The 12,470-nt window shown below is 69.5% G+C and carries 9 protein-coding genes; 2 read left to right on the top strand and 7 right to left on the bottom strand.

What is annotated here, in order from left to right; all coding sequences use genetic code 11:
* Positions 1-8: 8 nt before the first annotated feature.
* Both OHA05_RS00965 and OHA05_RS00960 read right to left on the bottom strand, forming a co-directional pair.
* Complete coding sequence (locus OHA05_RS00965; protein ID WP_328859472.1) at positions 9-707, bottom strand: response regulator; 699 nt, start codon at positions 705-707, stop codon at positions 9-11.
* Positions 704-4,957 (bottom strand): HAMP domain-containing protein, encoded by a 4,254-nt coding sequence (locus OHA05_RS00960; RefSeq protein ID WP_328859471.1) that lies wholly within the window; start codon positions 4,955-4,957, stop codon positions 704-706. Before OHA05_RS00960 ends, OHA05_RS00965 begins: the two co-directional genes overlap by 4 nt.
* An 89-nt stretch (positions 4,958-5,046) precedes the next feature.
* On the opposite strand from OHA05_RS00960, the gene OHA05_RS00955 reads away from it, so the two are divergent.
* Complete coding sequence (locus OHA05_RS00955; RefSeq protein ID WP_328859470.1) at positions 5,047-6,963, top strand: ATP-binding SpoIIE family protein phosphatase; 1,917 nt, start codon at positions 5,047-5,049, stop codon at positions 6,961-6,963.
* A 342-nt stretch (positions 6,964-7,305) separates the two neighbouring features.
* Here the strand turns inward: OHA05_RS00955 and OHA05_RS00950 are convergent, their stop codons facing one another.
* The 5 genes from OHA05_RS00950 to OHA05_RS00930 are packed head-to-tail and all read right to left on the bottom strand — an operon-like array spanning position 7,306 to position 11,396.
* On the bottom strand, positions 7,306-7,881 hold the full coding sequence (locus OHA05_RS00950) for a hypothetical protein (protein ID WP_328859469.1): 576 nt from the start codon (positions 7,879-7,881) through the stop codon (positions 7,306-7,308).
* Positions 7,878-9,257 carry a hypothetical protein gene (locus OHA05_RS00945; protein WP_328859468.1) on the bottom strand — a complete coding sequence of 460 codons (1,380 nt, stop codon included), beginning with the start codon at positions 9,255-9,257 and terminating at the stop codon, positions 7,878-7,880. Before OHA05_RS00945 ends, OHA05_RS00950 begins: the two co-directional genes overlap by 4 nt.
* On the bottom strand, positions 9,254-10,063 hold the full coding sequence (locus tag OHA05_RS00940) for an ABC transporter ATP-binding protein (protein ID WP_328859467.1): 810 nt from the start codon (positions 10,061-10,063) through the stop codon (positions 9,254-9,256). Before OHA05_RS00940 ends, OHA05_RS00945 begins: the two co-directional genes overlap by 4 nt.
* A 20-nt stretch (positions 10,064-10,083) precedes the next feature.
* Positions 10,084-10,896, bottom strand: coding sequence for a zf-HC2 domain-containing protein (locus OHA05_RS00935; protein WP_328859466.1), 813 nt, complete (start codon positions 10,894-10,896; stop codon positions 10,084-10,086).
* Positions 10,893-11,396 carry an RNA polymerase sigma factor gene (locus tag OHA05_RS00930; protein WP_313949130.1) on the bottom strand — a complete coding sequence of 168 codons (504 nt, stop codon included), beginning with the start codon at positions 11,394-11,396 and terminating at the stop codon, positions 10,893-10,895. The genes OHA05_RS00935 and OHA05_RS00930 overlap by 4 nt, the downstream gene beginning before the upstream one ends.
* Positions 11,397-11,945: 549 nt before the next feature.
* On the opposite strand from OHA05_RS00930, the gene OHA05_RS00925 reads away from it, so the two are divergent.
* Positions 11,946-12,440, top strand: a complete 495-nt coding sequence (locus tag OHA05_RS00925; RefSeq protein WP_328859465.1) for a hypothetical protein — start codon at positions 11,946-11,948, stop codon at positions 12,438-12,440.
* The last annotated feature ends 30 nt before the right edge of the window (positions 12,441-12,470 follow it).

The following is a 12,470-nucleotide window of genomic DNA, read 5'->3' as shown; positions in this document are numbered from 1 at the left end:
AACGGAGATCACTCCGGTCCCAGACGCAGCCCGCCGACGGCTCGTTCGAGTTCCGCGACGCGATCGGCGAGGGTGCCGGCTTCCATGTCGCCGGCTTCGCGCAACAGGAGCTCGATCTGCGTCAGTTGTTCGCCGATGTCCGCCAGCCTTTCCTCGGTCCGTGCAGTTGCGGCAGGCGGTGATGGCGTGTTCTGTTCCCGGCGTTCGGCGGTGCCTTCGGCCGGCTCCGTACGGCCCCTGAGGGCAGTCACGGTCCTGGCCTCGGCGAAGAGATGCCGCAACTGCTCTGCCTGGGCAGCCAATTGGCGGTTCTTCCGAAACAGGTCGAGGAAAACGCAGATCTTGGTACGCAGCAGCCACGGGTCGAAAGGCTTCGTGAGGAAGTCCGCCGCGCCGACCGAATACCCGCGGTAGGCGTAGTCCGTCTCGACCTCGGTTCCGGTCAGGAGGATGATCGGCACATCTTTGGTCTGGTCCAGGCGCTTGATGTTCGCGGCGGTCTCGAAGCCGTCCATGCCGGGCATCAGGACGTCGAGCAGCACCACGGCGAACTCCTGCCGCAGCATGGCCTTGAGGGCTTCCTCGCCGGAGTGGGCGCGCACCAATTCCTGATGGAGCGGCCCGAGCAGGGCTTCGAGAGCGACCAGGTTCGCCTCGATGTCGTCGACGATGAGGATGCTGCACTTCTCGGGCGTGTGTGTGGTCATGGCTTCTGCCTCGACGTGTCTTCGTCGGCGACGTCCGGCGCCTGCACGGGCCGCGGACCGGCGGGGCGGCCCTGCGGGTCGAGCAGATCGCAGGCCACGGACAGCAGGTGGTCCACGTCCACGGGTTTCGGAATGTACTCCGAGGCGCCCGCTTCGAGCGCCTTCTCCCGGTCGCCCGGCATGGCCTTCGCGGTCAGTGCGATGATCGGCAGGTCGGCGAGGTGGGGCGAATCCCGCACAGCAGCGATCGTCTCGTACCCGTCCATCTCGGGCATCATGATGTCCATCAGGACCAGAGAGATGGCAGGAACACGGTCCAGCATCTCAAGACCTTCGCGTCCGTTCTCGGCGTACTTGACGGTGATGCCCACGCGGCCCAGCACATGCATGAGCGCGAAGACCGCACGGATGTCGTCGTCCACCATGAGAATCGTGCGCCCGCCCAGCACCCTGCTCGGCCGCCCGGTGATCCACTCCTTGAGCCGCGTTGTCTCCGGCCAGCCCGAGGTGTCCCTGCCGGTAGCCGCTGCCGCCACGTCGGCGGGGAGTTCAGGGGCGCTCGTCGGCCGGGGCGCCGGGGGAGCGGCAAGCGGACCCGCCGGCAGCAGGGGGACCGGCGACGGTGTGGTCTCCGCCTTCGGGCCCGCTGGGATCGACGGGGTTTCGGTGATGGGCTCAGCCGCCTGGGTGTGGTGCGCGGGCACGTAGAGCGTGAACCGGGAGCCGACGCCGGGTTCGCTGTCGGCGACGATCCGGCCTCCCAGCATGCTGGCGATCTCCCGGCTGATGGAGAGCCCCAGTCCGGTGCCGCCGTACTTGCGGCTGGTGGTGCCGTCGGTCTGCTGGAACGCCTCGAAGATGACGCCCAGCTTCTCCTCCGGGATTCCGATGCCGGTGTCCTCGACCGAGAACGCGAGGATCGGCTCGCTCGCCGGTGCCACCGGCCGCTCGATCTCCTGGTCCGCCGCGCGCTCGACCCGTAGCACCACGCTGCCCGACGAGGTGAACTTCACCGCGTTCGACAGCAGGTTCCGAAGGATCTGCTGGAGCCGCTGCTCGTCGGAGTACAGCTCGCTGGGCACGCCCTCCCCGACCGTGACGTCGAAGGACAGTCCGCGCTCACTCGCGAGGGGCCGGAACATGGCATGCATGTAGTTGAGCAGCTTGGACAGTGGCAGCTTCCTCGGATGGACGTCCATCCGGCCCGCTTCGATCTTCGACAGATCCAGGATGTCGTTGATGAGCTGGAGCAGGTCCGACCCCGACCGGTGAATGGTCGCCGCGAAGTCCACCTCCTGTTCGGCGAGGTTCCCGTCCGGATTGTCGGCAAGCAGCCGGGCCAGTATCAGCAGCGAGTTGAGCGGGGTGCGCAGTTCGTGCGACATGTTGGCCAGGAACTCGGACTTGTACTGGGACGAGCTGGCCAGCAGGGCGGCCTTGTCCTCCAGTTCCGCGTTGGAGCGCCGCAGTTCCGCGGTGAGCCGCTGGGACTCGGAGAGCAGGGCCTCGGTGCGTGCGTTGGAGAGAATCGTGTTGATCGAGACGCCGATGGTGTTCACGAACTGGTCGATGAAGGCCAGGTGGACCTCGTTGAACCTGCTGAACGAGGCGAGTTCGATGACACCGAGTACCTTGTCCTCGAACAGGATGGGAAGGATGACGATGCTGGTCGGCGGTGCCGAGCCGAGCCCGGACTCGATGCTGATGTACCCGGCCGGAACCGCATCGACGAGAATGCGCTTCTTCTCCAGCGCCGCCTGGGCGATCAGCCCTCGAACCGGCTTGCTCGTGTTGTTGAGCGGGCTGTCGTCCGGGCCCTCGGCGCAGCCGTATCCGGCGATGAATTGCAGGCCCCGGCCGGGTTCGGCGCCGGCCTCCGCCATGAAGAACGCTCCGAACTGCGCGTTGACCAGAGGGGTCAGCTCACGCAGGATCAGGTCGGCGACCTCCATCAGGTCGCGGTGCCCCTGCATCAGGCCGGCGATACGGGTGAGGTTCGACTCGAGCCAGTCCTTGGCCCGGGTGGTCTCGCGGAGGGTGGAGACCATGAGATTGACGTTGTTCTTCAGCTCGTTGACCTCGCCTCTGGCCTCGACGGCGATGGAGCCGGTCAGGTCGCCCTGCGCCACGGAGCTGGCGACTTCGGCGATCGCGCGCACCTGGGTGGTCAGATTGAGGGCGAGTTCGTTGACGCTCGTCGTCAGCCGCTTCCAGGTGCCGTAGACGCCCTCGACCCGTGCCTGGCCGCCCAGTTGCCCCTCACTGCCGACTTCGCGGGCCACGCGCGTGACCTCTGCGGAGAACGAGGACAGCGTGTCGACCATGGTGTTGATGGTCGTCTTGAGTTCGAGGATCTCACCGCGTGCGTCGACGTCGATCTTCTTCGACAGGTCGCCCTGCGCGACGGCGGTGGCGACCTGGGCGATGTTGCGGACCTGGGAGGTGAGGTTGTCGGCCATGAAGTTGACGTTGTCGGTGAGGTCCTTCCAGACGCCGGAGACGCCACCCACCTGGGCGCGTCCGCCGAGTTGTCCGTCCGTCCCGACTTCGCGGGCCACGCGCGTCACTTCGTCGGCGAACGCCCGCAGCTGGTCGACCATCGTGTTGACGGTGTCCTTGAGCTCGAGGATTTCGCCACGTGCGTCCACGGTGATCTTCTTCGAGAGATCCCCGTCGGCGACGGCAGTGGTGACCTGGGCGATGTTGCGGACCTGGCTGGTGAGGTTGGACGCCATGAAGTTGACGTTGTCGGTGAGGTCTTTCCAGACGCCGGAGACGTCCCGGACGTGTGCCTGGCCGCCGAGTTGTCCTTCGGTGCCGACTTCGCGGGCCACGCGTGTCACTTCGTCGGCGAACGCGGACAGCTGGTCGACCATCGTGTTGATCGTCGACTTCAGTTCGAGGATTTCGCCCTTCGCCTCCACGGTGATCGTCTTGCCGAGATCGCCGGTGGCGACGGCGGTGGCGACCTGGGCGATGTTGCGGACCTGACTGGTGAGGTTGTCGGCCATGAAGTTGACGTTGTCGGTGAGGTCCTTCCAGACGCCGGAGACGCCGCGGACCTGGGCGCGTCCGCCGAGTTGTCCTTCGGTGCCGACTTCGCGGGCCACGCGTGTCACTTCGTCGGCGAAGGCGGACAGCTGGTCGACCATGGTGTTGATCGTCGACTTCAGCTCCAGGATTTCGCCCTTCGCGCTCACGGTGATCTTCTGACTCAGGTCGCCGGTGGCGACGGCGGTGGTGACCTGGGCGATGTTGCGGACCTGGCTGGTGAGGTTGGACGCCATGAAGTTGACGTTGTCGGTGAGGTCCCGCCAGACGCCGGATACGTCCCCGACGTGTGCCTGGCCGCCGAGTTGTCCTTCGGTGCCGACCTCGCGGGCCACGCGTGTCACCTCGTCGGCGAACGCCCGCAGCTGGTCGACCATCGTGTTCACCGTGAGCTTGAGTTCCAGCACCTCACCGGTGGCCTCCACCGTCACGTGCTGCGTGAGGTCGCCTCGTGCCACCGCTGTCGTGACGACGGCGATGTCCCGGACCTGGGACGTCAGCCGGGACGCCATGGTGTTGACCGCCTCGATCACCAGGCGCCAGTCGCCGGACAGGCCGCGGGCGTGGGCGCGCCCGCCCAGCCGGCCTTCGGTGCCGACCTCGCGGGCCACCCGCGTCACTTCGCCGGTGAACAGTGACAGCTGGTCGACCGTGCGGTTCACGCAGAGCGCCAGCCGCCGTAGATCGCCCCGGAGCTGGCGGCTGCCGTCGTGCAGGTCGACGCGCTGCGTCAGCTCCCCGTCCGCCACTGCGTCCAGGACGCGCGTGGCGTTCGACACCGGAGCCACCAGGGCTTCGAGCAGCGTGTTCGCCGAGTCCACGCCCGTCACCCACGAACCCTGCCCCGGGCTCGCCGAGAGCCGTTCGTCCAGCCTGCCGTGCCGTACGACCTCGCGGCGGACCCGCTGCAGTTCGCCGATCAGATGCTCGTTGCGCACGGCGATCTGATTGAACATGCCGGCGATCTCCGTCAGGATCCCCTCCTCCGCCCTGTCCACGCGGGCAGTGAAGTCTCCGTCGCGCAGTGATTGCAGAGCGTTGAGCAGGGGGCGCAAATCGCTGCCGCGCACCCACGTGGGGTCCGACGGCGCGGAGAGCGGTGCATGTTTCGTGGGCTCGGCCAGACGTGAGGGGTCCGCTGACTCGGTCGGGTCAGCGGCCGCGGAAGGGGGGTCGGCAGAATCCGGGTCGAGCGCCATGACGTTCCACCCCTATCGCCTATATGGGTAGATACGTCACACTATAAGTGTTTGGTGAAGAACCTGAAGCAAGATCGCTGAGGACCTGAATGGCCACTCTGTCTCCTTGGTCGGCTCTTCCTCCTGGCTCGGCCCTGATCTCGCCCCCTGACAGGTACCTGTCGCGGACGACGCTCCAGGCGAGCCAGCGGGCGGCCTCCGAGGCGCGCGCGTTCGTGCGCGCGACCCTCGCCGAGCAGGCCGCGGCGTTCGTGGCCGGGTCGAACGTGATCACCCAGGAGTTCGAAGAGGTCGGCGGGGATGCCGAGCTCCTGGTCAGCGAGCTGACCACCAATGCCGTCATGCACGCCGGTACGGACATCCACATCATTTGCGCTTTGGAACGGGGCCGGAGCCATTCGCGCACGCAGGCGGAGCCCGGTCCCGTGGCACACGCGGAGGACGCGGACGCACCCGTCGCCGTGATCATCGAGGTTGCCGACCACCACCCCACCCGGGCGCTGCGCGTCCACGAGGACATGCCCGGTCGCCAGTGCCTCGGGCTGCGGATCGTGGGCGCGCTGGCCACGTCATGGGGGGTGACCTACGACCACGACCAGAAGTCTGTGTGGTTCCGCCTGGAGGCCTCGGGGCAGGAGCGGCGGTCCTCCGAGCCCGCGGCATCGCCACGGGGCGTTCCGCGGGCCTCCGGGGCGTCGACAGCGCCCGGCGCCGGTGACGGTCTCATCGCGGAGTGGCCCGGCCAGGCGGGTCCCACCTTCCTCGCCGAGGGCAGCGAGCTTCTCGCGGGCCAGCTCGACGAGGATCTCGTCGCCGCACTCGCAGGACAACTGCTGGTGCCCCGGCTTGCCGACTGGTGCGGGGTATGGCTGGCCGAGGACGGAGGCGGTATGCGGCTGTCCCAGGTCTGGCACGCCGAAGAATGGCGCATCGACGCGCTGCGGCAGGAGCTGGTGAGAGAAGTGCCGCCCGGCATTCTCAGTACGGCGAGCATCCCCTGGCCATGGCCAGAGACTGCCGGGGACGCGGGCAGCCGGGGCTCGGCACTGGCGTTCCCCTTGGTTGCCGGCGGCGACTGCCAGGGCGTGCTCCTCCTGGGCAGGTCCGGGCAGCTCCGTATGACCGACAGCCTGGCGAACGTGGTGCAGGACGTGGTGCGGCGGATCGCGCAGTCATTGGTCACCGCCCACCGGTACACCCGGCAGAAGACGATCAGCCGGGCCCTCCAGCGCAATCAGCTGCCCGAATTCCTGGCCACCATCCCGGGCGTCGACACGGCGATCGTCTACGAGCCGCACGGTGAGGGTCAGACCGTCGGCGGCGACTTCTACGACCTGTTCCCGTTGAGGGAACACTGTTGGGGTTTCCTGCTCGGCGACGTGCAGGGCAAGGACCCCGAGGCGATGTCGGTCACCGGCCTCGCCCGTTACCTGGTCAGACTGCTGGCACGCGAGGGCCACGGCGTCGAGTCGGTGCTGCGAAGGCTGAACGCCGCCTTGGCGGAGGAGAGCGAAGAAGCCGTGGCGAACGGCGGCGAACGCGCCCGCCCGCGCCTCTTGAGCATGCTGTACGGAGAGCTGCAACTCGGCCTCGGCACCGCCGGACCCCGCTGCACGATCGCCAGCGCCGGGCATCCGTTGCCGCTGCGCCTCCTGACCGATGGCTCGGTGGTCGCAGCGGCGGAGCCGCAGATGCTGCTCGGTATCGACAACGGCGCGGGCTTCGAAGCCCGCTCCTTCAGCCTCGCCCCCGGAGAGACGCTGCTGTGCGTGACCGACGGTGTCACGGAGCGCCGATGCGGTCATCGGCAGCTGGATGACCGGGACGGCCTGTCGGCGGTGCTCCGGGAATGCACCGGGCTGGGCGCGAAGGCCGTGGCCGAGCACATCCGCCGGACGGTGCACGGTTTCGGTCCCGGTCCCGTCGAGGACGACCTCTCGGTGCTGGTGTTGCAGGCACTGCCCGTCGCGGGTGCGCTCACCGGGGAGCGCCGACCGGCTCGCTGAGCGGCCGCAGGAGTCGGCGAGCAGCACTCCGGGCGCCGTGGGCGGGCCGCGCGGCCGGTCTGGCAGTGCCTCTCGCAGGGCAACGCCGGCCTCTGGCTCGCCATGGGATCCGCATCCGGTGACCGCCCTCCCCACCCGCGGCGATCCGGCCCCTCACGCCTTCCCCGGTGTCCTTGCCGCTGTCATCGAGCGCCCGGGGCCGGGGGAGGGAGCGAGTCGGCCATGCGTGCTTCGCCCTTTCCGACCGCGACACGGGTGTCGTCGCACGCATCGGCACCGGCGCGAACGGTGCCGACTGTCGTCCACCGTCGAACGGCGGCGGGAACGTCGTGGCGACGTTCGCTACCGTCTCGGTCCCGCGATCGCGTAGGCCGCGGTGCCGGCGACCGCGAGTACCACAGCGGTCCAGGTGCCCGTCGTCGTGCCGGGCGGCAGCAGCATCCAGCCCGCCACCTCCAACGGAGGACTCGTCGGGGAGGGGGCGAAGAGCGAGAACGACATCCAGCCGATCGGCAGCGTCCACGCCAACTGCGCCCCGCATACCGCCGCTCCGAGGGCGACAAGGCCCATCATCCCTGCGCTGTCGCGGACGATGAACGCGGTCGTGGCCACGTCGTCGCCCATACTCTGCACCGCCAACAGCACCGCGCAGACGACCGTGCCGATCAGCAGGACGTGCGCCGCCCTGCGGGGTACCCATCGGATGGCTGCCGTTCGGTCGAGCGCAGGGTCCTGTCCGCCGAGTCCCATCGAGGCGGCCGTCGCGCCCGCCGTGAGGGCGAGCACGGACAACTGCGGATCACCGGGGCCCCCGCTGCCGTTCTGCGCGAGGGCCACCACCGCCAGTGCGCTGAGCAGCACCGCGGCGAGCGACGCAGGCACCTGTCGCGAGCGCGCGTACAGCGTCAGCCACCTCACTGGGACGCACCGCCGTTCAGCGCGGAGAACCCATCGTCCTTGCACGAGAGCCCGGCGGCGTGCATCGCCTTGATCCGCGAGAGCTGTTCGGCACGCGGCAGCGCCGTGAGCTTCTTCCAAACCGGTTCGGCCAGTTCGAGCTGGTCCGCAACAGAGTGGACGGTGCCGCCGAGCGGCTGGAGGCCCCCGAGGACCCAGCCCGCCGCGATGCTCTGCGTGGCGATCTCGTACATCTGGCCGCTCTCCCTGTCGCTGCGCGCGTTGCAATGCGGTGCCATGCCCTGGGCGAGCAGGGCCCGGGTCAGGTCCTCTCCCGTCGCGGTGGCGATCATCCCGTCGTCGAAGTCGACGAGCACGGCCGTGCGGGACCGTTCCGGCGTGCCGCCCTGCTCCCGTGGGGCGGTGCTCTCACGGATGGAGTCCGGCGCCTGGCCGCCCAAGGTGTCCCGGAGCAGGCGCAGCGTCTTCTTTCCGGGACCTGCGAGGTCGGCGAGTCGTGCCTGGTGCGTCTTCGTCACGCACACCGGGCCGTCGCACACCATCGCCGCTGCCGCTTCGTCGACGACGTACGTCCGGCGAGGATCGGAGGGGAGGACGAGCAGGGCGATCGCGGCTCCCGCCAGGACGGGGGACAGGGCGAGCAGCCGGGTGCGCGGGGTCGCGGCGACGAGCAGCGCAAAGCCCGTTGCGGCCAGGCCGAGCAGCCACACCGTCTGCCCGACGTGTACGGAGGGGGACAGCGTGAGGAGCACTTCGCGCACCTGCGCGACCGAAGGCGACAGCAGCGAGAGGCGGTTCGGCACGGCCGGCTCCGGCACGGCCGGTTCACTCGCCGCGCGCAGGACGTTGGTGAACACAAACGCACCCACAGCCATCACCGGCGGGGTGAGCGCGGACGGCAGGGCGCGCCCGACCCCCATGCCCAGCAGGGCCCCCGCGACGAGGGAGAGCACCCCCACCAGCGAGATCGGCAGCCATCCGAGGTGCGCGTACTCGGCGTCGGCCAGCACCTGTGCCGCACCCAGGAGCACGAGGAACACGAAGGCCGAGGCGGTGGTGAGTGCCGTCGCGCCCGTCAGGGTGGCGGCACGGTGCCGGGCGGGACGCGGCGTGCTGGCCAGCAGTTCGGCCATCCTGGACCGGTGGTCACGCAGCCCCTGGAGTGCCCCCAGCCCGACGACGAGCGGCCACAGCAGGACGAGCAGAGAACGGGTCCACATGGCCATGGACGTCCACTGGGCCGTCCACCGCACGCTGCCGTTCCACCACAGTCCGGGAAGCAAGTACAGGAACGACAGCGCGCCCATCAGGATCACCACACCGGCCCAGGGGGCGACCGAACGCCTCAACTCGGTACGCAGAACACGGGTGTTCACCAGGCGTTCCTTCCCTGTGCGGGGTTGAGCAGCATCGCCGAGTAGCCGCGCTCGAGCGGACTGTCGCCCACGTGCTCGGGACCGCCGACCGAGGCCAGTTCGTCCGGTGGCCCCTGGAAGACCAGCCGTCCCTCGGCGAACAGCACCACATCGGTGCAGGCGGCGGCGACATCCTCCACCAGGTGGGTGGAGACCACCACGCAGGTGTCCTTGCCCAACTCCTGCAGCAACTCGCGAAAGCGCAACCGCTGCGCCGGGTCCAGGCCGACGGTCGGTTCGTCCAGGAGCAGGATCGTGGGGTCGTTGACGATGGCCTGGGCGATGCCGACCCGTCGCACCATGCCGCCCGACAGGGCCTTCATCCGGTCGTCGGCGCGGTCCGCCATACCGACGCGTTCCACGGCTCGCTGCACCGCTGCGGGGATGTCCGCCTTGGGCACCTCCTTCAGCCAGGCCATGTACTCGACGAACTCGCGCACGGTGAAACGCTTGTAGTAGCCGAACTCCTGTGGCAGGTAGCCGATCCGGCGACGCAGCGCACGGTGCTCGCCCACGCCGCCCACGGGCTCGCCGAGCATTTCCAGGGTGCCCTCGGTGGGACGCAGGACTGTGGCCAGTGCCCGGATGAGGGTGGTCTTGCCCGCCCCGTTGGGTCCGAGGAGGCCGTGTACGCCGGTTCCCAGCGACAGGTCGAGCCCGTCGACGGCCATCCGCTTTCTGCCGACTCGGACCTTCAGCCCGGTCGCCTGGATCTCCCAGGCGTAGGCAGTCGGTGCGATCTCGGCCGCGCTCACCGCGCGCATCATGTGGTGTTCCTTTCCGATGGTCAACGGTGGGCTCCCAGCACGGAGTAGGCGCCCCGGCGGGCGACCACGATCCCGATGCCGAGCGCGAGGATCAGCGCCCATACGGGCAGACCGGCTGTCTGCAGGGCGACGGCGGTTCGGCTGGCGGCCAGCGTCGGCGCGACGATCACGGCGGCCCACACACCGACCAGCCCGATGGCGGCGCGGGTCACTCCGACGATGCCGCCGAGCGCCAGGGTCGTGGAGGTGAAGGCCAGGCAGGGCAGCAGCCACTGCGCGGCCATCACTCCCGTCACCCATCCACTCACCAGCAGGGCGGGGACGACGACGGCGAGCACGGATGCGGTGCGCCGCAGCACCAGATAGAGCCCGGCTCTGGGGACAGAGGCCGTCAGTTCGTACGCCGGGTCGAGGCCGTGCGACCACGACGCCGCCACCCCGAGTACGGGCAGGACCGGGGCGAGCAGCAGCACGAACGACACGTCGCCGGGGCCGGTGCCGACCACGTCGAGCAGCAGCGCGATGAGCGTCACGCTGACGGCCATGGCCAGCCACGGCATCATCGCGGGTGTCACCCACCTCGACAGCCACGCCGGCCGGGGTCGTTGATGCGGTACCGCGGCGTCCAGGTGGGGTTCGAGGCCGGACCACACGGTGTCGACCAGCGCCGCGACGGCGGGGCCCTCGGCCCTGACGGAGGCCGACAGCCGGTCACGGCACAGTCCGCACGCTTCCAGATGGGCCTCCAGGGCCCACAACTCGTCGGCGGCGATGTCCGTGTCGCCGCGCGCATAGCGGTCGATGTTCTGCATCGACGCGTGTTCCACACTCATGACAGCGCCTCCCGCATCGCGATCCGGGCCCGGCGGGCACGGGTCTTGACCGTCCCCTCGGGCAGTCCGAGCAGGACCGCGGTCTCCCGGACGGACAGCCCGTCGAGCACCATGGCCTGCAGTACTTGTCTGAGCTCCGGCGCGAGGCGTCGCAATGCGTCTCCGACGTCACCTCCGACGGTTGCCGCGAGCGCCTCCTCCTCCGCGGCGGGCGCCAGTGGCTGTGAGGCCGCCGCAGGCGGCGGCTCCGCATGGTGGGCCCTGCGCCGGAAAGCGTCGACGAGGCGGCGTGCCGCGATCGTCCACAGCCATCCGACCGCCGTCCCGCCGGCCACCGTCCCGGCGAACGCGTCCGCCGCGCGCCACACCGCGAGATACGTCTCCTGCATCACCTCGGCGACGATCTGCTCGTCCGCGCAACGGCGGCGCAGCCGCACCGCCATCCACGGCGCGGTGCGCCGGTACAGCTCTTCGAATGCGGCGCGGTCGCCCTTGGCCACCAGCCGGATGAAACGCTCCTCATCCAACTCGCCCGCTACCTTCCTGACTGATCTCACACCTGCTAGACGCCCGGCACGCACCGCAGGTTTTCTCATCGTCGTGACCCCTGTCACACCCCGGGATGAAGGCCTCGGTATGGCGATGCGGCGTCGACGCGGTCCCCGGGGCAGGGTAGTTGGCGAAGGCGGTGTGCTCGAGGTGACCGCGATGGATGGGGAACCCGGCTCGGTCGAGCCGGCCGGACGGACTGTGTCCGCGGTGGAGGTGGGGTACTGACCGTCCCGAACTCCCTTGCAGGCCGGCCCTGTTCAGGCATTGGTGGTATCCCCACCGCCGTCCGCGGGCTCGTGGACCGCGCCCTCTGCGCCGGCGTCGGATGACGCGGCTCAGTCACCCGGCGCCCTGCCGGGCCGGGCACCGCCGGCGGGCTCGCCACCGCCGTCGCGCACCCGCGGGCAACCCTGTTCCCAACTGCCAGGGCCAGTCACAGCGGCTCTGGCTGAGGGGCGTCGGTGACCGACGGGGGCGTACGGCAGAATCACGCTGTGATGTCCATCGGGGTCCTGGCCGAGTTGCAAGCCGGCATGGCAGAGCTGTCCACGCCCACGCGGGTGTACATCGCGGCCGGGCGGTTCACCGAGCCGGATCCCGACCTGCCGGAGCTGGCGGCCCGGATCCGCACGCTGCTGTTGGCGGTTGCGGCGGACGGGGCCTGGCAGCGCTACCTGCCCGGGTACAACGCGCCGTCCGTGCCTGAGATCTGCGCCGCTCTGGAGCCGGTGGAGACGCACGAGGCCGCCTCGTTCCTGGCTCAGGTTGCGGCCGTCGACCTGGTCTGGCGGAGCCACCGGCACCTGCCGCTCGAGACCGCCGAGCGCGCGGCAGACCGGGTGGTGTCCACGCTCGGATCGGAGGCCAGTTGGTGGACGAACCACGATGTCGAGTGCGGGGCAGTGAATGGACTCACCCCACTGTTCGACAGTCTGCTCGCAGGTACCGATGGTGAGCACTTCGCGCTGGCCCTGCAGATCGCCGACGACTGAGTGCCCAGCCGGCCTTCAGGAGAGGCGGGG

The organism is Streptomyces sp. NBC_00306, from assembly GCF_036169555.1.
GTDB lineage: Bacteria > Actinomycetota > Actinomycetes > Streptomycetales > Streptomycetaceae > Streptomyces > Streptomyces achmelvichensis.
The sequence above is the reverse complement of the archived record's forward strand: the minus strand, read 5'-3'. Positions and strand labels throughout refer to the sequence as shown.